A 26,547-nucleotide genomic window follows, 5' to 3' on the forward strand; every position below is an offset into this window, starting at 1 on the left:
AACAAGGCTATAGAAATGGTTTTAGTTTTCTTCAGGAGTTTCTGGAACTTTTACGTCACCTGAAATGATTTTTTCTTTTGCTTCATCAACTGCTTTTTTCGCTTCGTCAGAAAGTTGTCCTTCTGTTAGACCAACACCGTCTTCTTTCAATCCATAAACAGTGTGTTCGCCGCCAGGGAATTTACCGTCCGCTGATTTTTGTGCCAAATCTTCTACTACTGTTCCAACTGCTTTCAGTGTAGATGTCAATGTGAAGTTTTTCTTTTCGCCGTTTAATGTGTATTCGCCTTCGTCTGATTGGTCGCGGTCAACACCGATAACCCAAACTTTTTTGTCGCCTGATTCGTTCAATGATTTTGCTTCTTGGAATACACCGTTACCTGTACCGCCTGAAGCATGGAAGATGATATCTGCGTTTTGTGCATACATACCTTGAGCAATTGAACGTCCTTTATCTGGAGCAGAGAAGTCACCAGCATATTGATTCAATACTTTGATTTCTTTTCCTAATTCTTTCGCACCTGCATCAACACCGGCTTTGAATCCAGCATCAAAACGATCGATTACTTCACCTTTTACACCGCCGATAAAGCCGACTACGTTTGTTTCAGTCGTATAAGCTGCTGCAACACCTGCAAGATAAGAAGCTTCGTTGTCTTTGAAAGTTGCAGATACAACGTTATCTAATCCATCGATGACATCATCGATAATAACAAAGTTCGTACCTGTATTATTTGTTGCTTGTTCTTGGATCGCTGGTTTTAGTTTATAACCAATACCAAAAATCGTTTTGAATCCAGCATTCAATGCTTGGTCAATATTTGGGATGTAATCTGATTCATTTGAAGATTGGAAATATTGGAAGCCATCATTTCCTCGTGAAAGTCCTTGATCTTTCCCCCATTTTTCTAGTCCTTCCCAAGCTGACTGGTTGAATGAACGGTCGTCTACACCACCTGTGTCTGTGATCAATGCTGCAGTTGTTGTGTCTGATGAGCTTTTGCCACCGGATGAATCAGTAGAGCCGTTGTTGCCGCATGCACCTAAAAATAACCCTGCTGCTAGTGCGACAGCACCTAAACCAAATAATTTTGCTTTTTTCATTTCTGTAAAGCCTCCTAAAATAATTGTTTTATTTTTCAACAGTCAGCTGACTGAATGAACATGAGTTATAGATCTTTTTCAGTAAATGCATAAGGCAGCAGTTCACGAACGGTCGTTGCCTTCGTCACACCATTGTCTCCTACTAGCGTAACCGGCATATCAGGGGAACAGAATTCTGCCATTACTTGTCGACATGCACCACAAGGAGAGATAGGATCGGGGGTGTGCCCCGCTACGACTAGATGCGTAAATGTTTTTTCTCCTTCAGATACTGCTTTGAAAAAAGCTGTGCGCTCGGCACAATTCGTTAATCCAAATGATGCATTCTCAATGTTGATGCCTTGATAAATCTTGCCTGATTCCGTTACGAGACAAGCGCCTACCGGAAAATGGGAATAAGGAACATAGGCTTTATCTAACGCTTCAATAGCTGTGTTGATCCATTCTTGTTTGAGTTCTGCCATGAGCTTCTCCTTTGAAAAAATTAATAGCCTTCACCAGTTGAACCAGATACGATTGCTACTCCTGCGCTTGTTCCGATTCTTGTAGCACCAGCTTCGATCATTGCCATTGCTTCTTCTTCGTTATGGATACCGCCGGAAGCTTTGACACCCATTTCTGGTCCTACCGTTTCACGCATCAAACGGACATCCTCTACCTTTGCTCCGCCTGTTGAGAAACCAGTTGATGTTTTGACAAAATCAGCGCCTGCAGCTTTTGCTATTTCGCAAGCTCGGATGATTTCTTCTCTATCTAATAACGATGTTTCAATAATAACTTTGACAAGCGCACGATCTTTTGCTGCTTCAACAACTGCTTCGATATCTTTTTGGACTTGTTGATCATCCTTTGATTTCAAAGCACCGATATTGATGACCATATCGACTTCATCTGCACCGTTATTGATGGCATCTGTTGTTTCAAATGCTTTTGTCTCGGGTGTGTTTGCTCCTAGAGGAAACCCGATTACTGTACATACGGCTACTGGCTCACCTTGTAATTGTTCTTTCGCTAGCGCAACCCATGCTGGATTGATGCAGACAGAATAAAAATGGTATTTTTTTGCTTCTTCGATAATTTGCATCACAGCTTCTTTAGATGCGTCTGCTTTCAAAATAGTATGGTCGATCATTCGGTTTAGTTCCATTTCTTTTCCCCTTTTCTTTAAAACGGTAAAGTCCGCTTTTTTCCTTTATTCTGTGATGATGTCATGAATCAACGTTGGCTTCATTGCCGATTCACCAATTTCAATATTTTTATATAATAATTCAATGACAGAAGTGATTTCTTCGTCGTTACTATAGATCGTCAATAGTGACTCACCTTTTGTCACAGTGTCACCAATTTTTTTATGCAGTTTCAATCCAACAGCGTGATCAATATCTTCTTCTTTGGTTTTACGTCCAGCACCTAGCATCATTGCAGCAATTCCTAATTCATTTGCCACGATTTTTGACACAACTCCGCTTTGTTTAGCAGGAAGCTCCATTGTGTAGCGTGCAGTCAAAATTCGTTCTGGATGTTCCACGATCGCTGGGTCTCCCCCTTGATTTTGGATCATTTCTTTGAATTTTGCTAACGCTTTACCAGATTCCAGAGCTTCTTGAAGCAACATTCTTGCTTCATCGGTTGTCTTAGCTTTGCCAGCAAGAACAACCATTTGGCTTCCTAAGGCGTAGCACATTTCTACTAGATCTTCTGGACCACTTCCTTGTAATGTTTCGATTGCCTCGACAACTTCTAGACTATTTCCGATGGCTTCGCCAAGAGGTTCTGACATATCTGAGATAACCGCCACTGTTTCTCGGTTAGCCAGTTTCCCAATGCTCGTCATGGTCTTTGCCAGACGTCTTGCATCTTCGATGTTCTTCATGAAAGCACCGTCTCCAGTGGTCACATCCAAAACGATTGCATCTGCTCCTGCCGCGATTTTTTTACTCATAATCGAACTGGCAATCAGCGGAAGAGAATCAACGGTCGCTGTGACGTCACGCAAGGCATACAATTTTTTGTCCGCCGGTGCCAAGTTTCCTGATTGACCAATTACCGCTACTTTACTTTCATTAACAATGCGTACAAATTCTTCATCCGAAAGCTCGATCTGAAATCCGGGAATTGCTTCTAGCTTGTCTAGTGTACCACCTGTGTAACCTAGACCGCGTCCAGACATTTTAGCCACTGTCACTCCGACACTAGCTACTAGGGGGGCTAAAATCAATGTGGTCGTGTCACCAACGCCACCTGTCGAATGCTTATCTACCTTTATTCCTTCAAGAGAACTCAAATCGATGACATCACCAGAATTAGCAATCGCCAATGTTAAGTTCGTGATTTCTTCATTTGTCATGTCTTGATAAAAAATTGCCATCAATAATGCACTGACTTGATAATCTGGAATCTTTCCATTCGTATAGTTTGTGACGATGTACTCGATTTCCTCTTTCGACAGCTCGTTTCCATCCCTCTTTTTTTCAATCAGATCCACCATTCGCATTGCCTGATCCTCCTTGTCTTCATTCGGTATTATACATTATTTTTAGGAAAGGTAAACCACTTTAGTAAACTGGTTTACTAAAAATAAAAAAAGCACTAACTCGCCCTTGTAAATGCTTACATAAGCAATATACCGCCGAGTTAGCCCTTTGTCAATACTTTTACGCTCTCACGAATAATTAATTTTGTTTCGAACACTTTGTTCGGAACTTTTCTTTGAGGAAATTCGATCGTATCGATCAGGAAACGTGCAGCATAAAATCCAATATCAAAACTTGGCTGCTGCACTGTCGTCAATTGCGGAATCATGTATTCTGACAGCTTTAATCCATCGAATCCTATGACTGAGATATCTTCTGGGATTTTTTTGCCCAATTCATCGATCGCCTGATAGCATCCGATCGCCATGGCATCATTCCCGCAAAAAATAGCCGTGATATCTTTATGTTTGAGTAATTTTTTTGATGCAGTATATCCACCTTGAACAGTCAACTCTCCATGTTCAACAAATTTCCCATTAAAAGGCAGGCCATGATCTTTCAGCGCATGACGATATCCGTTGAAACGTTCTTCTAATTGATAGTATCCAGTGGTTTCCTTCAGCATGCCGATCTTCGTATGGCCACTTTCAATAAACAGCGAAACAGCTTGATAGGCGCCCTCATATTCCTTTACGATAAGCCGTCCGTTATCCCGACGATTCAATCCGCGATCGATTAAAATGATTGGCATTTTTTGATAAAATCCGCTGTCTAATGCGTATTTCTCAGGTAAAATATTTGGTGTGGCCAGCAAGATTCCGTCCACTGAGCGGTGGGAAAGCTCTTGTAAATACTTGATCTCATTTTCTTGGCTATGACGAGAATTGCATAACATGATCACATAGCCCAAAGGATTCAAATAGCTCTCTACACCTTCGATCAGTTTGGAGAAGAAGAAATCAGTGACATCAGGAACGATCATCCCGATGGTCTTTGAATGTCGATTGATCACATTTGAAGCGAAATAATCGGGTTTATACTGATGTTCATTCACGATCGACAACACTTTTTTTCTTGTCTTATCACTAAATCGGCTTCCTTTGTTATTCAAAATCTGTGAGACAGTTGTTACTGATACGCCTGCCATTTCTGCGATATCTCTGATGGTCAGCTTCATTCTATTGGCTCCCTTCTATCTAAATTCCCTATCAGTGTACCAAAACCCCCAAGAAAAGAATAGAGAAAAAAGGAAAGTATGTTTTTTGATAAAAATCTCCTTTATCTACCGACTTGACAGTCTTCTATACAAGTTCTGTATCTTATTTATTTTATCGTAAAAAACATGATTCTGCTTCTGCTACTTCTTTTTTAAGAAAAGATAGTTCCTTGATTAAAAAAGTCATCAATAAAAAAGAACTGATGCGTACCATATATGTAATATGTACGCCCAGTTCCACTCTTTCGTCGCTCCATTATTTTTCAGCTAGTTATTCTTTCACACTTTTGATGATATAATATCCTTTATCTTTTGTGACGATTTCTGCATTGCCAAATGTTTCTTCCATTTTCTTTTGCGCACTCGGCGCTCCTTGTTTCTTCTGGATCACAATTGTCAGTGTACCGCCCTTCTTCAACCGATGATATGCGCCTGTCAAAATTTCATGTACAACTTTTTTTCCAGCACGGATCGGCGGATTGCTTACGATAGCTGCATAGGTTTCTTCATGAACTGCTTCATAGATATTCGATTGATGGATATCAACATGTTCGATTTGGTTACGCTTTGCGTTTCCTTGCGCTAGACTTACCGCTCGTTCATTAATGTCGACCATTTCAACAAACCGCTGTGTCGCAAATGCCAAAGCTAACCCAATCGGTCCATACCCGCATCCCACATCTAAGATCTTTCCTTCATCAGGTAACTCTTCCCAATCGAAAGCATCAATCAGGACACGTGAACCATAATCCACTGTTTCACGTGAAAATACACCAGAATCTGTTACAAATTGAAAGGTTCTGCCTTTTAACTCAAAAGCCCATTGTTCAAAATCGTGCGCCGTATCTGGGCGTTCAGAATAGTAATGATTTGTCATGTCTTCCATCCTTCTCATTTCTTTCATGACAACAGTCTATCCTTTTATGTATCCGTGCGCAAGTCAAGAATAAGACTCCGTTTCTTTCTATTATAAAGATTATACAAAAAGATCGGCAATCTCTCTTAAGTGGTGGGGTTTGCGTTTATTTTGTGTTAAAATAGTTCCATTGATGGGAGAACGCAGGAGGCTAATATGAATGATCCAATGAACTACTACCGTGTGGCAAGAGAAGAATGGCGAGAATTTTATCGTAATGGGCAAGCACCTTTGACACAAGATGAACTAGATAATATCAAAAGTTTGAATGACCGCATTTCCATGCAGGATGTTCGAGATATCTATGTACCTCTTGCTCATCTGATTTATCTTTATATGAAAGAATTTGAATCTTTGTTCTTGAGTAAAGGTTTATTTCTTCATAAATACGTAGAAGTACCGCCTTTTATTATCGGGATCGCCGGAAGTGTAGCCGTTGGAAAAAGTACAACAGCCAGACTGCTGCAGACGATTTTGTCTCGTACCTTCAAACGAAGAAACGTTCAGCTGATCACGACTGACGGATTTCTTTATCCAAATCGTATATTAAAAGAGCGTGGAATCATGGACCGTAAAGGATTTCCTGAAAGTTATGATATGGAGATGCTGATCGATTTCTTGAACCGTGTAAAATCTGGTCAGGAAGAGATAAAAGTACCTGTTTACTCACATGATGTGTATGATATCATTCCAGACAAGTACGAACTGATCCAGCAACCTGATATCTTGATCGTTGAGGGGATCAATACGCTTCAATTACCTGCGAATCAGCAAATCTACGTCAGCGACTTTTTTGATTTTTCTGTCTATGTCGATGCTGATCCCTTGCTGATCGAAAAATGGTATTTGGATCGTTTTGGTGCGTTACTGGATACAGCTTTCCAAAATCCAGAGAATTATTATTATCGTTTTGCTATCGGAGATCGTGAAGAAGCCTTTAAAATGGCAAAAGATGTATGGAAAAATGTGAATTTGAAAAATTTACAGGAATATATCTTGCCTACACGAGGAAGAGCCGATATAATTCTCCATAAAACTGAAAATCATATCATCGATTCGATTTTCATGCGAAAATATTAGCATTTTAAAATAGTTTGACTATTTTGAGATAAAATTTAAAGGGATAGGGGTAATAAATTTGACAAACGTTGCCGATATGACGAACGTTGAAAAGATTATCGTATTAGACTACGGTAGTCAGTATAACCAATTGATCACAAGACGTATTCGTGATCTTGGAGTCTTTTCCGAATTATTGAGCCACCGCATTACTGCAGAAGAAGTAAAAGCGATGAATCCAAAGGGAATCATTCTTTCTGGCGGACCAAACAGTGTATATGATGAGAATGCATTTGGAATCGATCCTGAGATCTTCAATTTAGGTATTCCTGTATTAGGGATTTGCTATGGTATGCAATTGATCACGTACAAACTTGGCGGTTCCGTAGAGCCTGCTAAAAACCGCGAATATGGGAAAGCCTTGTTAGAAGTAACAAGCGATCAAGCTGTCTTGTTTAAAGAAACACCAAAACAACAAACAGTATGGATGAGCCATGGTGACTTGGTAACTAAAGTTCCTGAAGGCTTTGAAACAGTCGGAACAAGCAAAGATTGTCCGATTGCTTCTATCCAAGACACAACACGTAATTTTTATGGTATCCAATTCCATGCAGAAGTACGTCATTCCGAATACGGAATCGAATTGCTGCGCCACTTTGCCTTTGATGTTTGTCACTGTGAAGGTAACTGGACAATGGATAACTTTATCGATATGCAAGTAGAAAAAATCCGTGAACAAGTTGGTGACAAAAAAGTCTTGCTTGGTCTTTCAGGTGGCGTTGATTCTAGTGTCGTTGGGGTTCTTTTACAAAAAGCGATCGGTGACCAATTGACATCTATCTTTGTTGACCACGGTCTGCTACGCAAAGGCGAAGCGGAACAAGTAATGGAAAGTCTAGGCGGAAAATTCGGCTTGAACATCATCAAAGTCGATGCAAGAGATCGCTTCTTAGACAAGTTGAAAGGTGTATCTGACCCAGAACAAAAACGTAAAATCATTGGGAATGAATTCGTATATGTTTTTGATGACGAAGCAACAAAACTTGCTGGTGAAGAAGGCGTCTCTTTCTTAGCACAAGGAACGTTGTATACTGACGTTATCGAATCTGGTACAGAAACAGCACAAACGATCAAATCTCACCATAATGTAGGTGGACTGCCAGAAGATATGCAATTTGAATTGATCGAACCATTAAACACATTATTCAAAGACGAAGTCCGTGAATTAGGGACTCAGTTAGGCATGCCTGATTCAATCGTTTGGCGTCAGCCATTCCCTGGTCCTGGTCTTGGTATTCGTGTTCTTGGCGAAATCACTGAAGACAAGCTAGAAATCGTACGCGAATCTGATGCTATCTTGCGTGAAGAAATCGCAGCTGCTGGACTTGACCGTGATATCTGGCAATATTTCACTGTTCTTCCAGGGATCCGCTCTGTCGGTGTTATGGGTGACGGACGTACTTACGACTACACAGTCGGTATCCGTGCTGTAACTTCAATCGACGGAATGACCGCTGACTTTGCCCGTATCCCATGGGAAGTCTTGCAAAAAATCTCTGTACGTATCGTAAACGAAGTAGCCCACGTCAACCGTATCGTGTATGACATCACTTCTAAACCACCAGCAACAGTGGAGTGGGAATAATAAAAGAAACCGTGAATCCTTTGATTATCAAGGGATTCGCGGTTCTTTTTTATTTTTGTAACCAACCTTCTATCATGACAGAATGGAACTAAAAAGCTTGCATAAAATGAAGGAATGTGCATGAATTAGCATTCTTCTACAAGAAAAATGCTTTATTTTGATTAAAAATGGTTGGTAGCCAGCCATTCCCCCTATCAAAAAAGCTTTTCTACAACAATGGAGACAAGCTTCTTTGTGTATTCTCTACCTTTACTGTCTATTCCATCAAAATACCTTATTCTATAAGTTACTATCATTTTTATTTTTTGCATATTTTTTCGGCGTTACTTTTTAAAGTTAACTTTTTCGACAAATAGAAAGAGATACGAATCACTGATTTTTTTGAAGAAAAGAAATGGAGTGAGCTGAACGTTAGAGATATTGGGAGCTTTCGTAACTGCTTATTAAACGATAATGGTTATTCGCAACCGTATTGCTCGCTTCTATATGAAATATTTCATGAAATATTTCGCAAAACCTTTGATTATGTAGTTACGTTTCCATTCTTGTCTAATAATGTTTCAAAAACGAACAAAGGTGTTAAAAGGTAAAGTGATCAATACTACTGGTCAAAATAAGAGGTTGAAAGGGAATTGAAAAATAACTACAGATAATACTTTTATAAACGTACGTGCTTTGTGGTTCTGTAGTTAACTATATAACTGGAATTAGGGAATGATATTAATTTGAAAAGAAAGATTCTACCAATTTATCATATATTAAAAATGGAAAATCAACAGCGGTTCTTTCGGAAACCTTACACAAAAACCGATTATTGAAAATAGCCGAAAAACGTTTTTCGGCTCGGCTATTTTTTTAATTAAGTTTCCTTCTTCTTACCTTTCCCCACTATTCCGTTTCACATCTTTGATGATCTTCAGCGCACGTTTTCGTGTTTTGATATTTGGACTTTTCAAGCGGCGGTATGCACTTGAGATATCTGTTTTTTCCATATGGACGACCCACTTTCTTCTTTGATTGTAGTCATGCTAAAAAACACAAATCGAAACAATTACGATTTGTGTTTTAAATGGTATCAAAAGTTAAAAAGAAAGTCAACTTGTTAAAACAGTCGATCAGACTAGCTGATTGACTCCTATCTCTAGAAATAAATTTTCATTATTACGTTTTAGCTACCTAAAAAAGGCCCTCTTGTCCGTTAACTTTAATATCTATTGTTATAGCTAGTTTACCTATTGAACGTACTGTTTGTTCGATAGAACACTAAAAAAGAGGCTGGGACAGAAGCGTTTAACTCCAAGAAATAAGAAGAAATTCACGAAAATTGCTTTTCAAATTTTTGTGAATTTCTTCTTATTTCCGAAGGAGTTGCTTCTGCTTCCGCCGTTTATACGTGTTTAGAGCGTGAGACAAAAGTGTTCTTTACTTTTGTCCCACGCTCTTTTAAACTATTTCGAAGTACTAAACTTATGAAGTAAGAATACCTAAGCCAGAGCCAATGTGCTCGCCTGCAAGCAATTGCTTTTTTGCTTGTCGCTGTAAACTCGTACTTTCTGGATAATCATGTATTTGGGCATCTACTCGTCCAAAGATCCAAGGGACTCCACTATCGTCCTGTTCATCAACTGATAATAATCGATAATCGGCTGCAAAAAGACAGATTTTTGACTCTTTTTTCAACCATTTAGTAAGATTGGGTGATAGTAACCAAGTATCTGTGTACATCACTTGATAATGGTAATCAGGAAAATAAAGTTCAAAAAAACGAATGGCACTTTCGTAACTATCTCTTATCTTATTCTGAGATAAATCTGCATCGGAAGGAATATGAAGAGAAAGGCACTGCTTTCCTTCTAATCTTAGATCCGTGTACCCTTTCGGAAAATATGTCATTTCGTACTCCAATTCACCAATCCGAAAGATCAAGCCACTAGTGTAATGCCAAATCCAAAAACCACGGTCAAAGCGATAGCTTCCTGTTACTTGGAAATGTTCATGAATAAATCTAGTAAAAGCATTCATTGTTGCCAAATAGATAGTTCTTGGAATCTTCAATGGTTGATAAATTTTTTTCCAACTTTGAGAAGCTGCATATAGATAAATAGCTAATGCTGCAAAAGGTTCCTCTTCATAGACTTTGTCTATTTTCTTTGCAGTCGCCTTTGCTTTATTAGGATCCATTAGTTCATGACTATATTGCTCAAACATCTCATCAAGGATGTTTTTTGCTTGTACAATCATTTGCTCTATAACGACTTTGGGAAGAGTTAAAGTTTCTGCCAGAATTTGGATTTCATTGCTTATTTTCTTCATCAAATTTCCCCTTTTCATATCTTTGAACCTCATTGTTTAAATGACTGATTATCCGGACACCATATGGTATAACCATACTTTTATTGTACACTAACTATAAAACTTAAACTTTCTATGAAGAAAGAATATCTGTAAGACTTTCAAGGAAAGCATTGACCATCTCAGGAAAGTTTATTCAGTTACCATCATAAACAAAATTTTTTGATAGAATAAATATAAAATTTTTTTGAAAGTTCCTTTCCACATTTTTGTGTGAATTTGACTTAATGCTGAGAATCTGGCTTTTGAACACCTTGAATTAGAGGTTGTGACAAAAATCTTGTCATAACCTCTTTTGGCACATATATTTGTCCTTCTATTCTAATTTTTGACGAACAACCGTTAAATAATGTTGCAAACCAACCGTCATTACCCACGCAACACCTAAACCGATGAAACTTCCTATGACGATCCCTAAAAAACGATATTCGATCAAAGAAATCAAGTATGCTCCACGAATAAGTGTAGATAGCATCAACGCCATCGGATTAAGAAAAATATTAGCAACTGCATAATTTCTAGCAACTAGAAATTGTGCGATTCCATATAGAAAAGTGATCAGAAAAATGGTCTGCAACTGCGTAAACGGCACAAATGACAAGAATGCCGACACACATAACCCACCCATCGATCCAATCAGATATTGGACTTGTCGATGCTTCATCGCATCCAAGTTTTCTGCTAGCAAAATCGATGCACATGACAAGGTCAACCAATAAGGATTATGCAGATTCAAGCCGTGACTGACATAAATGGAAAGAAATAAGGCAGCGCTGTAGAAAACAGAATCAATGATCACTAAAGGCTCTTCGTGAAATCTTTCTTTTAAAGTTGCTTTTTCAATTGTCTGCTCAGGCCGTGAATCCAGTAATTTTGTAATCACTGCCGCAATCAGTGCAAAAACGACGCCCATAAAAAAATAAAGTGAGACGATTGGTAATTGGACGATCGGTAGCTGCATACTCGTTCCCATGGCAGAAAGCATCGCAAAAAACAAGCCACCTGGTTTAGAAATATGGAATAATCGCAACACGAATCTGCTGGAAAAAGCAACCAAAGCTACGGCAAATGGTTCAAGCCATAAAACATAAGTCGATAAGATCCCCAAAACGAAAGCAACCAACAGTCCACAACCGATCAAAAACATACGTTTCAGCAAATATTTCATCGGTATGTTTTGATAATAGAAAAAAGTAAAGATCCCTAATGATGAAAAACTTGAAATCAAAAAATCATGATTTATGTAACCTAACCATAATACAATAAAGATAAGTAGCATCAAATTCATGATACGAAAAGGATTATCTTGTATTTTATTGAAACGAAAATAAGTCTTGAACAATCTATCCCTCCTTCCTAGTAATTGGAAAAAAAGCTGAACCAAGATGAAATGTCAGCCTCTTTTGTCAGCATTACCTAGTATAACAACTATTTCTTGATTTTTCATAAACTTAGTATCAAAAAGTAAACAACTTGGAGAAATTAGAACAAAACACGAACATTCCGAGTCGTTTTGACAGAAAAAAGATAGCAAGTTTTCCAAGCAACTCGCTATCTTAGCTTTGTTAAAGAAACCGAATTCCCAACAAAAAAAGCTTCTAATTTTCGCACGGTAACTACGCTAATCTTTAAACTTCATACTTTTTTATGATTTTTCAGCGGTTTTCGATGGTATACTTTTTAAATGGAGGAGATGTCTATGCGGTATGTATCAAAATTTTTATTAGGAATTTATTTATTCTTTTTATTATGGTTGATTTTATTCAAGCTATCATTTAATCTTCCACAATTCCTCACTTATTCTTACAGCAATGTCAATCTCGTCCCTTTTTCTACTTTTTCTTTTGAAAATACGACGGTATTACGCGAGACCACTTATAACTTGATTGTCTTTTTTCCTTTTGGGGTGCTTTTGAATGTCAATTTCAAGAGACTTTCTTTTTCTAAAAAATTAGGGATTATTTTCCTTGTAAGCTTCTTGGCAGAATTGATTCAATTCCTATTCGGTATTGGAGTAGCGGACATCACTGATTTGATAACTAATACAACAGGAGGACTGATAGGTTTATGGGCCTATCAGCTTCTAAACAAACATCTATCGACAAATAAGTTAGACCGTCTAGCCATTATTTTGGGATACATTTTATTCTTATTTCTGATCGTAGCTTTTTTATTTTTGACCCGAACTATCCGTCTTCAATAAAATCGTTCGTAAAAAAAGACCGTAATAGACACATTCCAATGTGTATCTATGACGGTCTTTTTATTCAGTCATTGGTTTAAAAAAATCTATTTTCATCTCTAATCTACTATATTATTGCAGCAGGACGACTTGCAGTTTGAAACTGACAGGCTATATTCCCCTTATTTAACAAAAAGGTTTTTTTTAGCTTAAAGGCTTAAAATCTTAACATTCTTCCTAGTCAATATCTCAATCTAGAAAGGACTTCTGTCTTAATTTATACCCTACTCAGGTATATTATTTTTCTATAAAAAGCTTGTTTTATAAGTAATTACTTTATATTTTCTATGGTTTTTCTCCTTATTTAGGCTCCCTTTTCCTTGATTCTGCCAGTATATTCTGCCTGATCCTACTTTTTGAAGGCATTTCAAAGGAAAAAAACAGTAGTTTTTAGAAGTAGTAGAGAAATCTGAGACACGGTATTTTCTGTGTCGTTATTTTTTAAGTATAAAATAACAAAATCATAAAATGAGATACGTTATTTTTTTATTCCAAAAACCATACCGTTTGAAAGCACGTTAATATTTATTCATTTCTGTTGTATATCTCCTATCAAAAGAAATCTATACGCCCTTCTTTGACTAGTTTTTTATTTTTATCTCTTACGAAGTTATCCACTGTGGAAAAACTAACTATCTATTTTTCGATACACTTTTCTAAAAAATTAAATTTTCCACAAATAAAAACACGTTTACAACAGAATCATACTACTGTAAACATGCTTTTCTTAAATAGATAGAACATCAGATTACATAAAGATGTTTATTTTTTTATTGCTGTGAATAATGTCAAAAATCCTACGACACCAACTACTGTCCAAGTCAAATGACCTTGATCCAAATAAATAAGCATCGTGACAAAACTAGTAATCAGTCCTACATGAATTCTTTTTTGATCCATCTGCATCCCTCTTTGAATACTAGTATCACTCGGATATTTGATCGTTTATTTATCTTTTCTATATTTTTCTCTTAAATTTTAAACACGGATCATTTTACCGATATTGTGATTCGATGGTACGACTTAGGATGATCCAAGCAGCTAGAATCACGATGTTTGCGATCAGCACGGCTACTGGCGCTACTAAATACCCTAAGACAATTCCTAACACATTCAAACCAATCGATAGATACGATTTCTTGTAATTATTCAACATCGCCTTCAATGCTTTCTCGTGGCCTTTATTTGCTTTGACAAGTTCTTTTGCCAAGATATAATACGCAATATTAGCGGTCAAGGTAACAAAACCATAAGTCATTTCTGGAGCCAGGCTATTGATGTACTCACTGATCCATGAAGTTGCAAACGGAAAAAGCGAAAGCGCAAAAACAAAGAAACTGTTCGCCCATAAGACCCGTCCATTTATCTTATGTACAACTTGAAATAAATGATGATGATTGTTCCAATAAATCGCTAAAATGATAAAACTGACAATATAGATAAAAAATCGGTAACCTAATGCAGCGAGCGCCTCCCACGTATCTCCGTTAGGTTCATGAAGCTCTAAAACTAAAATAGTCATGATAATCGCGATTACAGCATCTGTAAATGCTTCAAGACGATTTTTAGGCATGATATTCTCCTCCTTTTCCGCTCTATTTTAGATGATAAACCAGAGAAAAAGCAATTGTTTGATCATTTAAGTAGATGAAGTAAAAATCAGTCTTCAGTTGGAGGTGTTTTTAAACAATCCCTGTTATACTTTTTCTATAGTAAAGAATGAACAAGAGGAGGGTTTTGTATGCGTCAAAAAAATATGTTCTTAAATATCTTCATGGTTCTTTTAGTGCTAATTGCAGCTAGCTTCGTCATCAGTCTTTTTGTCAGTGTCCTAAGCGGGCTTTTATGGTTTGCGGTCAAAGTTCTAATCCCAATCGCACTTATCATCTGGCTTGTTCGCTGGATCAAAGGAAATACACATAGAAAAAACTATTATTAATGTATGATACCATTCACTTCATTATGATATAACTTACTAAAAAAACAGGGTCGCGATATAAGTTCGCGACCCTGTTTGATATATCATATTTATTTTTTTATTTATCCTAATGCCACATCCAAAATCATCATAATGATAAATCCACTCATGACGCCAAAAACTGCAAAATGACGTTTGCTGGACAATGTCTGCTGTGCTTCGGGGATCAATTCTTCCACCACGACATAAATCATTGCTCCTGCGGCAAAAGCAAGTGCATAAGGAAGCAGCAGCTCCACTTTCGTTACTAGTAGCGCTCCAATCACTCCAGCAATTGGTTCAACGATTCCAGAAGCTTGTCCGTAAACAAAGGCCTTTTTACGACTCAGACCTTCTTGTCGCAACGGGATTGATACAGCTGCTCCTTCTGGGAAGTTTTGGATACCAATACCTAGCGCCACCGAAACAGCGGCTAATATAGCGGCTGTCGGATTATCCACAGTTGCTGCTGCACCGAATGCTACCCCCACGGCTAAACCTTCAGGAATGTTATGCAATGTAATAGAAAAAACAAGCAAGATCGTCCGTTTTAAATGGGTAGGCAATCCTTCTGCTTCATGTTGTGGTCCAAAATGCATATGGGGCAGTGTTTTATCTGCCATATATAAAAACACACCGCCTAAACCAAACCCAATACTTACAACTAGCCAAGCAATATCTCCATTTTCTTCTGCTTTTGTAATAGCCGGATCTAACAAAGACCAAAAACTTGCAGCAATCATGACACCAGAAGCAAATCCTAACATCAAGTTTAGCACTTCTTTTTTGATTTCTTTAAAGAAAAAAACCAACCCGGCACCAAGAGCTGTCATAAAATAAGTAAAAGCTGTCCCAGCAAGTGCTTGCTGCCAAGGTTCAAGTCTCAATAGCCATTCAACCATGCCATTCCCCTCTCTTGAATCTATCTATGTACTACTCTAGCATATTCCCAAAAACATGACTACATTTTTGTGAAAAGACGAATTAGTTGGGATTTTAGATAAAAAGTTCTATACTCTAGATACAAAAAATTTATGTATCATCATTGCTAAAGGAGTGAAACACCATGTCAAAAATCAATGCAGGAATCGCAATGGTAAAAGTTCTTGAAAGCTGGGGTATCGACCATATTTATGGCATTCCCGGAGGATCTTTCAATTCAATTATGGATGCGCTATATCAAGAAAAAACCGAAATCAACTACATTCAAGTTCGTCATGAAGAAGTCGGCGCACTCGCAGCCGCTGCAGATGCAAAATTAACGGGGAAAGTCGGCGCTGTCTTCGGCTCTGCAGGACCTGGTGCGACACATTTGATCAATGGTTTGTATGATGCACAGATGGACCATGTGCCTCTAGTAGCGTTCTTAGGACAAGTTGCTTCTACATCCATGAACTATAACTCTTTCCAGGAACTAAATGAAAATCCTATTTTCGCAGATGTCAGCGTATACAATCGTACAGTCATGACACCACAAAGTCTTCCGCATGTCGTAGATGAAGCCATTAAAGCCGCCTATGAGCATAAAGGCGTGGCTATCGTGACTATCCCTGTTGATCTTGGTTTTGAAGAAATTGACGAACAACCTTTCTCCACCGCTCACACTCACAAAACAAGTGTGATATTACCAGAAGAAAAAGATTTGCTAGCTGCTTTGCCTTATCTTGAAAAAGCAAAAAAACCAGTTCTTTATGTTGGTCAAGGAACGCGAAACGGATTTCCGCAAATCAAAAAATTCTCAGAACATTTTTCAGTTCCTATTGTCGCTTCCGTTCTAGCAAAAGGAATTATTCCTGATGATTATGAAAACTTTCTTGGTTTTGCTGGACGTGTCGCTACTAAACCCGGAAATGAAGCATTGGCAGAAGCCGATCTGATCTTATTTGTCGGTAGCGACTTCCCATTTGGACGTGCATTTTTTAATCCAACTGCTGAATTTATCCAAATCGATATCGATGCGTCAAAATTTGGACGACGCCATGAAACATCTTTGTCGATCCTCGGTGATGCAAACACAGCTTTGCAAAGACTTGTCGAGTTAGGGGATGCTCGCCCTGCTGATAGCTGGTACCTAGCAAATCAAGAAAATAAAGAAAAATGGGTAAATTGGTTGAAATCTTTTGAAGATCGAGAGGAAGAACCGATTCGTCCAGAGGCTGTCTATAAAGAAATCAATCGTATTGCTGAAGACGATGCGATTTTCGTCACAGATGTCGGTAACACGACTATCCATTCTATTCGTTTATTGAATATGAACGGTAAACAAAAACATACGACATCTGGATGGTTCGCAACTATGGGTAATGGTGTGCCAGGAGGAATTGCCGCACAACTAAGCTACCCAGAAAAACAAGTATTTACCTTAAGTGGTGATGGCGGATTTGCTATGGTCATGCAAGATATCATTACTCAAGTCAAATATCAGCTTCCAATTATTAATGTTGTCTTTTCGAATGATTCTTTTGGTTTCATCGAAGCAGAACAAGAAGATACGGAACAAAAGAAATTTGGTGTATTTTTAGAAGATGCAGATTTCGGTAAAGTTGGAGAAGCGCTCGGGGCAAATAGCTTTACAGTCACAGAATACTCGCAACTTCGATTTGCCTTTGATGCAGCTGCAAAATCAGATCGTCCTGTAGTAATCGATGTGAAGATCAATAACAAGCGCCCATTGCCAGTAGAAGATCTGCATTTAGATCCAAGAAAATATTCTGAAGAAGAAATCCAAGCATTCAAAGAAAAATATGAAGTCCATGATTTGCCAGTATTGAATGAATTATATGAAAAGAGGTTGTGAAAACTGCGCTATGCTTCGAGTAATAAGAACGATGGACAGAAAATAGTTCCTCATATTTTCTAGGACGGCGATCTTATTACCGAGAAGCAGCAGGTGGAGCACCGTTTATCAGAGGTTGTGAAAAAGCTGGTCTGCATCAAGTAATAAGAACAGCCAAACAAAAATAGCTCCTCCTATTTTTCGTTTGGTTGGGCTTATTACCGCAGATGCAAGCTTTTAAACACCGTGTATCAAGAGGTTGTGACAACTGCGCTATACTTCGAGTATTAAGATACAATTTGTGTATATAGCTTCTCACATTTTTGCATAAATTTGTCTCGACACCTAAAAATCACCTCGTGCATATTTGTCCATGATAAAAAAGCCAGCTTCCAATTACAACAGTAAAACTGTAATCGGAAGCCGGCTTTTTTATTTGTTTGATTTTGCTTATCTAAATGCATAGACGATATGTGTGATACCAAATAACATAAAATAGAATCCAACTAAAAAGCTTAATGTCAACGCAGAAGAAATTGGATTAAACAATAAGAAAATACCTAATAAAATTCCTAAGATATTGACGATGACCGTAAACCAATAATATCCTTCGCTTACTCCTCTTGCCAAATCAGCAGTAAATAACGCTAAAACGGAATCAGCAATAAACCATACTGCAAAAACAAAAGGTAATGCTGCGACTCCTGCACCAATATTGAATAAGAAAAAGACGCCAACTAGAATATCGATGATCCCGATTATTAAGGGCATCTTTCCTTTATATCCTGTTAGCTCTTTTAATCTATTACGTACAAAAAGTTCAAATATCCCTTTAATAAAGGCAAAAATCGCAAAAACTACTACAATTGCAACTAAATTTCCGACAGGGTCTTGAAATGATAACAATGAGACAAGTACAAATAAAATCCCTAAAATCAATGAGCCCCAGTCGGTAGTTCTTTTTTCATCCATTTTCAATCCTTCTTTCATTTCTTTTACAGTTTTATAGTACTCCCTCTTATAAATAACGTCAAAAATTATGCTGTTGCAAACTAAAAAATCCTATAGCAGCTATTTCTACTCCTCTTTTACGTTTATTTTCTTCATTCTGTTTCACGTGAAACACAAAGAATGTTCTATTGCCTTGAATCTTTTACCTTTCCCCTATATAATTCTATAAGACTTGTCAAAAACTAATAATGATAAAAGTGAGGAAAAAAATTGATTACTGTAAATGATGTGAGTTTGCACTTTTCAGACCGCAAACTATTTGATGATGTGAATATTAAATTTACCCCCGGAAACTGCTATGGCTTGATTGGTGCAAATGGTGCAGGTAAATCAACGTTCCTTAAAGTGTTATCAGGGGATCTGCAGCCTTCCACAGGTTCCGTTACTATGGGACCAGATGAACGGATGGCCGTATTGAAACAGAACCATTACGACTATGAAGACTATACTGTACTTGAAACAGTCATCATGGGACACAAGCGTCTGTATGAAGTGATGAAAGAAAAAGATGCGATTTACATGAAAGAAGATTTCACTGACGAAGATGGTATTCGAGCAGCTGAATTAGAAGGAGAATTTGCAGAGCTTAATGGATGGGAAGCAGAACCAGAAGCAGCTGTTTTACTACAAGGTCTGAACATCCCTGAAGAATTGCACCATCAGCAAATGAGTGAATTGACTGGCGGACAAAAGGTAAAAGTATTGTTAGCACAAACACTATTTGGTAAACCTGACGTTCTTTTACTAGACGAACCAACAAACGGTCTGGATATCCAATCGATCAATTGGTTGGAAGAATTTTTGATCAATTTTGAAAATACTGTGATTGTTGTCTCTCATGACCGTCACTTTTTGAACAAAGTATGTACACATATGGCGGATCTGGATTTTGGTAAAATCAAACTTTATGTAGGAAATTATGATTTTTGGTTGGAATCTAGTCAATTGGCGGCTAAGCTCCAAGCGAATGCAAATGCCAAAAAAGAAGAACAAATCAAAGAGCTCCAAGAATTCATTGCTCGCTTTAGTGCGAATGCATCAAAATCAAAACAAGCAACTTCACGTAAAAAAATGCTTGAAAAAATTACTTTAGACGATATCCAACCTTCTTCTAGACGTTACCCATTTGTTGGATTCAAACCTGAACGTGAGATCGGAAACGACTTATTGCAGGTAGAAAATGTAAGTGTAACGATTGATGGAAAGAAAATTTTAGATGATATATCTTTTAATTTGAGCAAAGAAGACAAGGTCGCTTTCGTCGCAGAAAATGATATAACAACAACAACGCTATTCAAAGTTATTATGGGTGAACTTACACCAGATACTGGGACAGTACGTTGGGGAGTAACAACAAGTCATTCTTATTTACCAAAGGATACAACGAAAGAATTCGATACGGATCTAACGATTTTAGACTGGTTGCGCCAATATGCAAGTAAAGAAGAAGATGATAACACCTTCTTAAGAAGCTTCTTAGGAAGAATGTTGTTTTCTGGTGAAGAAGTATTGAAACCAGTGAATGTTTTATCTGGTGGAGAGAAAGTCCGCTGCATGCTTTCAAAAATGATGCTTTCGAAAGCTAACGTACTTGTATTAGATGATCCAACGAACCATTTAGACTTAGAATCAATCACAGCATTGAATGACGGCTTGATGGCATTTACTGGCTCAATCTTATTTGCGTCTCATGACCATCAATTTATCCAAACATTGGCAAACCGCATCATTGCCGTTTCGGATAAAGGTGTGATCGATCGAGCTGATACGACATATGATGAATTCTTGGAAAACACAGATATTCAAAAACAATTGAACGAGTTATGGGCATAATGGCTTATTTAGCTTAAAAAATAAAAAAACAGCGACTCTTAAAAGATAGATGAGCATCCTATCTCTTAGAGGTCGCTGTTTTTGTTACAATCAATTTCTGGGCTTTTTTACAGAATGAGTTACTGCTTTTATCGACTGATTCCCATCGAAAAAATCGCGATACAGCCATAGCCTGTGTGACTGGCGATCGTTGGTCCTAAGGGATAAAGCTTCACATCTTTCATCTTTATCTGCTCTTCCAAAAGCCGTTTTGCCTTCTCCGCGCTCTCTAGATCCCCAGCGTAAGCCACATAAACGATTTGATCAAGTGGTGCAACGATTGTTTTTACCGTCTCATTGACGATTGTCTGGATCGACTTGTTTCTTCCTCGAACTTTGTCAACATTCGTCAGCCTTCCTTCTTTATCCACCGTAATAATAGGCTTTACACTCAATAGACTGCCAAGAGTAGCACTTGCTTTGGAAATCCTACCGCCTCGTTCTAGATATTTCAGATCGTCTACTGTTACCCATGAATGGACTTTCAAATAATTACTTTCCAGCCACTCTAGGGTTTCTTCGATGCTTTTACCTTCTTTTTTCAATCTTACAGCTTCCAATACTAAAAGCCCTTCCCCAATACTTGCAGCTTTTGTATCAAAAACATAGATCTCAGGGTCTTCATATTCTTCCTTCAGCAATTCAACCGCTTGAAGCGCACTACTGTAAGAGCCGCTTAATCCACTGGAAAAAGCCACATATAAAACAGGAATCTGTTTTTCCGCATAAGAACGGAAAAATTCTAAATATCGGCCAACATTGATTTGTGATGTCGTAGGCATCGCACCATTTTTCAGCTGATTCATGTAGCGGTCATAATTGAATGTCTTTCCGAGGTCATCTACTAACTCTTGATCATTCAATTGGAGATTCATTGATAAAAAATCAACTTTTTCTTTTGCTAATACATGGTATGGCAGATCACAACAAGAATCTGTTACAATTTGATACACATTTTTCAACCCCTTCTCGTTACATTTTACCCTTATCGTCTATTATAGCAAATCTCTTGCGCTAGACACACTTTAACCGGTTTATTTTCGCAAGTTCTAATCAAAATAAGAGGTTGTGACAGAAGTGGTCAGCTTCAAGAAATAAGAAGGAATTTACGAAAATTGCTTCTCAAATTTTTGTGAAATTTCGGCTTATTTCCGTAGAAGCTACTTCTGGAACACCGTGAATCAGAGGTTGTGAAATCAGCGTTTTGACCTGAGTATTAGAGAAAAAAACGGAAAAAATAGTTCCTCATATTTTGCCGTTTTTTGAGCTAATACCGAGGGTCAGCTGATTGAACACCGTTTACCAAGAGGTTGTGAGCCTGCCGTTTAGCTCCGAGTCACAAGGAACAATTTCAAAAAACAGCTTCTCATGTTTGTTGAATATTGTGACTTGTGACCGAGGAGTTGGCAGGAGAACACCGTTTAGTGGAGAGGTTGTGAAAAAGCTGCTCTGCATCAAGCGGTAAAAACAATCAGATAAAAATAGCACTCCATATTTTTCATCTGATTGGGCTTAGTGCCGTAGATGCAAGCTTTTGAACACCGTTTATTCAAAATAAGGGACTGTGACACGTTTTTTGTCACAGTCCCTTATTCTGAATAAACAGTGTTCAAGAGACAGCCTATCGGCAATAAGGCTAAACGTCTCTTTCACTTCCTCTTCAAGTTATTATTATCGTATAGATAAACACTTCGACTCGCTCTGGTAAGAACGTCCTGATTCAGTCGTCGTTTTTATCCTTAGATTTGCGCCCAGACGCTTTCTAAGATGTTTGTTTGTGTTCTATCAGGACCGACAGAAAATGTTGAGATACGTACACCAACAAGCTCTGAGATACGACGTACATAGTTACGTGCGTTTTCTGGCAGTTCTGCTAGTGTTTTGCATCCTGTAATGTCTTCTGACCAGCCTGGCAATTCTTCATAGATTGGTTTGCAGCGGTTCAACTCTTTCAAGCTTGCTGGATAGTGGTAGATTAGTTCGCCATCTAATTCATAAGCCGTACAAATTTTTACTGTTTCCAATCCACTTAATACATCGATCGAGTTTAAAGATAGGTTGGTAATACCTGAAACTCGTTTAGAATGGCGCATAACTACAGAATCAAACCAGCCGACACGACGCGGACGACCAGTTGTCGTACCGTATTCTCGTCCTACTTCGCGGATTTGTTCTCCTGTTTCATCAAATAATTCAGTTGGAAATGGTCCATCACCGACACGTGACGTATAGGCTTTGCAGACGCCGACAACTTTATTGATTTTTGAAGGCCCTACACCGCTTCCGATTGTTACCCCGCCGGCTACTGGGTTAGAAGAAGTAACAAAAGGATAAGTTCCCTGGTCGATATCCAGCATTACACCTTGTGCGCCTTCAAACAACACGCGTTTGCCTGCATCCAAGGCATCATTCAAGATAACGGAAGTATCTGTGACGTATTGTTTGATTTGTTGTCCGTATTCATAATATTCTTCAAAAATATCGTCAAAATCAAGTGGTTCTGAATCAAACATTTTTACAAATTGACGGTTTTTGTCATCTAGATTCAAACGAAGACGTTCTTCAAAAATTTCTTTATCTAATAAGTCTGCAATACGGATACCTACACGAGCTGCTTTATCCATATAGGCAGGTCCGATTCCTTTAATCGTTGTACCAATCTTATTTTCGCCCTTAGCATCTTCTTGTAATTGGTCCAATTTGATATGGTAAGGCAAGATTACGTGCGCGCGGTCAGAAATACGCAAATTACTTGTTTCTACACCCTTTTCATGTAAATAAGCTAATTCTTTGACCAATGATTTAGGATTGACTACAACACCGTTTCCGATCACACTGATCTTGTCTTTATAAAAAATCCCAGAAGGAATCAAATGCAGTTTATAAGTCACACCGTTAAACTTAATTGTGTGCCCTGCATTGTCGCCACCTTGGTACCGTGCAATCACTTCAGCATTTTCACTGAGAAAGTCTGTGATTTTTCCTTTCCCTTCATCGCCCCATTGCGTACCTACTACTACTACAGATGACATGTGAACACCTCGTTCTATATTATTTAATCCTGAACCATTGTATCAATAATAGATACATATTTCAAATAAAATCGAATGATTTTTATTTTTATTTTATAAAAACGCTTAAAAAACGAACTTTTATCGTTTTAGAGTGATTGTTAAAAAAAAGGTTGTAACAGAAGTGGTCAGCTTCAAGAAATAAGAAGGAATGTATGAAAATTGCTTCTCAAATTTTTGTGAAATTTCGACTTATTTTTCGAAGAAGCTACTTTTGGAACACCGTGAATCAGAGGTTGTGAAAAAGCTGTCCTGCATCAAGTAATAAGAACAGCCAAACAAAAATAGCTTCTCATATTTTTCGTTTGGTTGGGCTTATTACCGCAGATGCAAGCTTTTGAACACTGTTTAAGAAAGAGGTTGTGAGCCTGCCGTTCAGCTCCGAGTTACAAGGAACAATTTCAAAAAACAGCTTCTCATGTTTGATGAATATTGTGATTTGTGACCGAGGAGTTGGCAGGAGAACACCGTTTAAGGAAAAGAGGTCGTAAGATCAGCGTTTTGACCTGAGTATTAGAGAAACAAACGTCAAAATAGTTCCTCATATTTTGACGTTTGCTGAGCTAATACCAAGGGTCAGCTGATTGAACACCGTTTATTCGGAAAAAGGGACTGTGACAAGACTTTTGTCACAATCCCTTTGGAGATCTGTTTTAATTAAGTGCTCTAGTCACTCTTGCAGTTACTCGTCGCATCTTATACGAGTGCTCTTAGTCATTGTGCAAGGCTGAACGCCTCTTTCACAACCTCTTCTTTAAAATTCTTCTCTTGGCGAAAGCGACGAAAACTTATTGTATTCTTTGATAAACAGTAGTTCAACTGTTCCTCGTGCACCGCTTCGGTTCTTCTCGATGATGACTTCGATGACGTTGTCATTTTTTGGCTCGTTTCCATCATCGTCATCTCCGCCTTCTCTTTCATAATAATCATCTCGATACAAGAAGGCTACGATGTCCGCATCTTGTTCAATTGATCCGGATTCACGAATATCACTTAGCACTGGTCGTTTGTCTTGTCGCTGTTCTACTCCACGAGATAACTGTGAAAGAGCAATGACAGGTACTTTCAGCTCTTTCGCCAGTTTTTTCAGTTGGCGAGAGATATCTGATACTTCTTGTTGACGGTTCTCTTTACCGTTACCTTCAATCAACTGCAAATAATCGATCAATATCAAGCCTAGATTGCCTTTTTCTTGCGCTAGTTTCCGACATTTCGCACGGATTTCAGAGATTTTGATCCCTGGTGTATCATCGATAAAAATATTTGCTCGAGAAAGACTCCCCATCGCAACGATCAGATTCGACCATTCTTCTTCCGAAAGCTGACCTGTACGTAAATGGCTGGCCTCAATCGAACCTTCTGCACAAAGCATCCGATTTACAAGAGATTCTGCCCCCATTTCCAGACTGAATATCGCAACAGAACGATCTGTTTTTGTTCCTACATTTTGAGCAATATTCAATGCGAACGCTGTTTTACCTACCGCTGGACGTGCAGCAAGAATGATTAGTTCTTCGGGCTGGAAACCTGCTGTCATTTTGTCCAGACCTTGATAGCCAGTTGGTAGACCTGTGATTTCTTCATTGTTTTGAGCTAGTCGATCGATATTTTCAATCGTGGAGTTCAGTACTTCAGCAATAGATAAAAAGCCGCTTCGATTTCTTTTTTCCGAAACCTCCAAGATACTGCGTTCGGCATCATCTAAAATTGTTTGAACTTCTTCACCTTGCTCGAATCCTTTCGTAACGATTCCTGTTGCTGTCTGGATCAATGTACGCAGCAATGATTTTTCTTCAACGATTTTCGCATAGTAGACGATATTTGCTGCTGTCGGAACTGCTAATGCCAAGTCTGAGAGATAGCTTAAACCACCGGCATCTTCTAACAAATTGGCTTGTTCCAGCCGGTCTTTGACAGTAACCACGTCAATCGCTTCATTACGATCATTTAACTCGATCATTGTCTCAAAAATAATTTGATGGCCGCGACGATAAAAGTCTTTTGGCTCTATGTACTCCATGGCATCAATGATCGTTTCTGCGTCAAGAAAAACAGAGCCTAAAACCGCTTGTTCAGCTTCAATATTTTGCGGTGGGATTCGATCCTGCCACACTTCATTCATACGTATCGCTCCTTGTCTTCAATTGCTTCATTTTACAAGAAAATGAGAGAAAAGTCATCATTCGTACCGAAAGTGTAATAAAAAAATAGTTCTCTTTTATTATACTCGTTTTCTTTATGCTATTTTGCTGTTCCCAAAAAAGAAACCGAAATCAATCTGAAATCGATTTGCAGCTTTTGCTTTCATTGCTGCAGCTGTTTTCTCAGATAAATTTCGGTTTGTCTTTTCTCCTTCTGGTTATACTTACCAGCTGAACATCGCTATCAAGATTTGTTATTCTTGTACGACATGAACTTTGATCGTAGCCGTCACCTCATGATGAAGCTTAACAGGTACGTTTGTGTAGCCTAGTGAACGGATCGGATTTTCTAATTCGATTTTTCGTTTATCTAATTTGATTTTGTATTGTTTGTTTAACCCTTCAGCAATTTGTTTTGAAGGGATCGAACCAAACAAACGGCTATCTTCCCCTGCTTTCGCCTTCAATTCGACTACAGTATCTTCTTTTTCCAAGAATTCTTTTAACTTTTTAGCTTCTTCCAAGATTTCAGCTTCGTGTTTTTCTTGCGCTTTCTTTTGTCCTGCTAACTGACTGATACTGCTTTTCGTTGCTTCTTTTGCCAAGTTATTTTTGATTAGATAATTTTGTGCATAACCTGCTGGAACTTCTTTGATGTCCCCTTTTTTACCTTTTCCTTTTACATCTTGTAAAAAAATTACTTTCATTTGG

23 protein-coding genes are annotated in these 26,547 nt (G+C 38.2%); 6 read left to right on the top strand and 17 right to left on the bottom strand.

Annotated elements, in window-relative coordinates; translation table 11 throughout:
• Positions 1-21: 21 nt before the first annotated feature.
• From OS138_RS03865 to OS138_RS03890, 6 genes are all read right to left on the bottom strand, one after another.
• Positions 22-1,104, bottom strand: a complete 1,083-nt coding sequence (locus tag OS138_RS03865) for a BMP family lipoprotein (protein ID WP_002289203.1) — start codon at positions 1,102-1,104, stop codon at positions 22-24.
• 65 nt (positions 1,105-1,169) lie between these two features.
• The gene (locus OS138_RS03870; protein ID WP_002298572.1) at positions 1,170-1,568 is read right to left on the bottom strand and encodes a cytidine deaminase; all 399 of its coding nucleotides are present in this window, start codon (positions 1,566-1,568) and stop codon (positions 1,170-1,172) included.
• A 20-nt stretch (positions 1,569-1,588) separates the two neighbouring features.
• Entirely contained in the window at positions 1,589-2,251 is a 663-nt protein-coding gene (gene deoC / locus OS138_RS03875; protein ID WP_002289206.1) for a deoxyribose-phosphate aldolase, read from the bottom strand.
• Positions 2,252-2,296: 45 nt separating this feature from the next.
• Positions 2,297-3,598 (bottom strand): pyrimidine-nucleoside phosphorylase, encoded by a 1,302-nt coding sequence (locus OS138_RS03880; protein WP_325069740.1) that lies wholly within the window; start codon positions 3,596-3,598, stop codon positions 2,297-2,299.
• Positions 3,599-3,738: 140 nt separating this feature from the next.
• On the bottom strand, positions 3,739-4,755 hold the full coding sequence (locus tag OS138_RS03885) for a LacI family DNA-binding transcriptional regulator (protein WP_325069741.1): 1,017 nt from the start codon (positions 4,753-4,755) through the stop codon (positions 3,739-3,741).
• Positions 4,756-5,065: 310 nt separating this feature from the next.
• Complete coding sequence (locus tag OS138_RS03890; protein ID WP_002325169.1) at positions 5,066-5,671, bottom strand: class I SAM-dependent methyltransferase; 606 nt, start codon at positions 5,669-5,671, stop codon at positions 5,066-5,068.
• 195 nt (positions 5,672-5,866) lie between these two features.
• Between OS138_RS03890 and coaA the strand changes: the two genes are divergently transcribed.
• Both coaA and guaA read left to right on the top strand, forming a co-directional pair.
• Positions 5,867-6,790, top strand: a complete 924-nt coding sequence (gene coaA / locus OS138_RS03895) for a type I pantothenate kinase (RefSeq protein ID WP_002298576.1) — start codon at positions 5,867-5,869, stop codon at positions 6,788-6,790.
• Positions 6,791-6,848: 58 nt separating this feature from the next.
• Positions 6,849-8,414, top strand: coding sequence for a glutamine-hydrolyzing GMP synthase (gene guaA / locus OS138_RS03900; RefSeq protein ID WP_002298578.1), 1,566 nt, complete (start codon positions 6,849-6,851; stop codon positions 8,412-8,414).
• A gap of 875 nt (positions 8,415-9,289) precedes the next feature.
• Here the strand turns inward: guaA and OS138_RS03905 are convergent.
• From OS138_RS03905 to OS138_RS03915, 3 genes are all read right to left on the bottom strand, one after another.
• Positions 9,290-9,406: a putative metal homeostasis protein gene (locus tag OS138_RS03905; protein ID WP_325069742.1), complete on the bottom strand. Its 117-nt coding sequence runs from the start codon at positions 9,404-9,406 to the stop codon at positions 9,290-9,292.
• 475 nt (positions 9,407-9,881) lie between these two features.
• Positions 9,882-10,760, bottom strand: coding sequence for an acyltransferase domain-containing protein (locus tag OS138_RS03910; RefSeq protein ID WP_325069743.1), 879 nt, complete (start codon positions 10,758-10,760; stop codon positions 9,882-9,884).
• 322 nt (positions 10,761-11,082) lie between these two features.
• A complete protein-coding gene (locus tag OS138_RS03915) occupies positions 11,083-12,108 on the bottom strand; it encodes an FUSC family protein (RefSeq protein WP_325069744.1) in 1,026 nt (341 codons plus the stop codon).
• 357 nt (positions 12,109-12,465) lie between these two features.
• On the opposite strand from OS138_RS03915, the gene OS138_RS03920 reads away from it, so the two are divergent.
• Complete coding sequence (locus tag OS138_RS03920; protein ID WP_325069745.1) at positions 12,466-12,969, top strand: VanZ family protein; 504 nt, start codon at positions 12,466-12,468, stop codon at positions 12,967-12,969.
• 801 nt (positions 12,970-13,770) lie between these two features.
• On the opposite strand, the gene OS138_RS03925 is transcribed toward OS138_RS03920, so the two are convergent.
• Both OS138_RS03925 and OS138_RS03930 read right to left on the bottom strand, forming a co-directional pair.
• Complete coding sequence (locus OS138_RS03925; RefSeq protein WP_002294338.1) at positions 13,771-13,908, bottom strand: hypothetical protein; 138 nt, start codon at positions 13,906-13,908, stop codon at positions 13,771-13,773.
• 94 nt (positions 13,909-14,002) lie between these two features.
• Positions 14,003-14,581 (bottom strand): TMEM175 family protein, encoded by a 579-nt coding sequence (locus tag OS138_RS03930; protein ID WP_325069746.1) that lies wholly within the window; start codon positions 14,579-14,581, stop codon positions 14,003-14,005.
• Between the two features lie 168 nt (positions 14,582-14,749).
• Between OS138_RS03930 and OS138_RS03935 the strand changes: the two genes are divergently transcribed.
• Positions 14,750-14,947: a hypothetical protein gene (locus OS138_RS03935; protein ID WP_002294340.1), complete on the top strand. Its 198-nt coding sequence runs from the start codon at positions 14,750-14,752 to the stop codon at positions 14,945-14,947.
• A gap of 101 nt (positions 14,948-15,048) precedes the next feature.
• Here the strand turns inward: OS138_RS03935 and OS138_RS03940 are convergent, their stop codons facing one another.
• Positions 15,049-15,867 (bottom strand): ZIP family metal transporter, encoded by an 819-nt coding sequence (locus tag OS138_RS03940; RefSeq protein WP_325069747.1) that lies wholly within the window; start codon positions 15,865-15,867, stop codon positions 15,049-15,051.
• A 164-nt stretch (positions 15,868-16,031) separates the two neighbouring features.
• Here OS138_RS03940 and spxB point away from each other — a divergent pair, with 164 nt between their 5' ends.
• A complete protein-coding gene (gene spxB / locus OS138_RS03945) occupies positions 16,032-17,762 on the top strand; it encodes a pyruvate oxidase (protein WP_002332028.1) in 1,731 nt (576 codons plus the stop codon).
• Positions 17,763-18,191: 429 nt separating this feature from the next.
• On the opposite strand, the gene OS138_RS03950 is transcribed toward spxB, so the two are convergent.
• Positions 18,192-18,713 (bottom strand): HdeD family acid-resistance protein, encoded by a 522-nt coding sequence (locus OS138_RS03950; protein WP_002327576.1) that lies wholly within the window; start codon positions 18,711-18,713, stop codon positions 18,192-18,194.
• A 249-nt stretch (positions 18,714-18,962) separates the two neighbouring features.
• Between OS138_RS03950 and OS138_RS03955 the strand changes: the two genes are divergently transcribed.
• Entirely contained in the window at positions 18,963-20,585 is a 1,623-nt protein-coding gene (locus tag OS138_RS03955) for an ABC-F family ATP-binding cassette domain-containing protein (protein ID WP_325069748.1), read from the top strand.
• A gap of 128 nt (positions 20,586-20,713) precedes the next feature.
• Here OS138_RS03955 and OS138_RS03960 read toward each other — a convergent pair whose 3' ends face one another.
• From OS138_RS03960 to rplI, 4 genes are all read right to left on the bottom strand, one after another.
• The gene (locus tag OS138_RS03960; protein ID WP_002288377.1) at positions 20,714-21,577 is read right to left on the bottom strand and encodes a DegV family protein; all 864 of its coding nucleotides are present in this window, start codon (positions 21,575-21,577) and stop codon (positions 20,714-20,716) included.
• A 786-nt stretch (positions 21,578-22,363) separates the two neighbouring features.
• A complete protein-coding gene (locus OS138_RS03965) occupies positions 22,364-23,656 on the bottom strand; it encodes an adenylosuccinate synthase (protein WP_002288375.1) in 1,293 nt (430 codons plus the stop codon).
• Between the two features lie 793 nt (positions 23,657-24,449).
• Positions 24,450-25,817: a replicative DNA helicase gene (dnaB, locus tag OS138_RS03970; protein ID WP_002288373.1), complete on the bottom strand. Its 1,368-nt coding sequence runs from the start codon at positions 25,815-25,817 to the stop codon at positions 24,450-24,452.
• Between the two features lie 273 nt (positions 25,818-26,090).
• A complete protein-coding gene (rplI, locus tag OS138_RS03975; RefSeq protein WP_002288372.1) occupies positions 26,091-26,543 on the bottom strand; it encodes a 50S ribosomal protein L9 in 453 nt (150 codons plus the stop codon).
• Positions 26,544-26,547 lie beyond the last annotated feature (4 nt).

This window comes from Enterococcus sp. E5-37 (assembly GCF_035726925.1).
Taxonomy (GTDB): Bacteria; Bacillota; Bacilli; order Lactobacillales; family Enterococcaceae; genus Enterococcus_B; species Enterococcus_B faecium.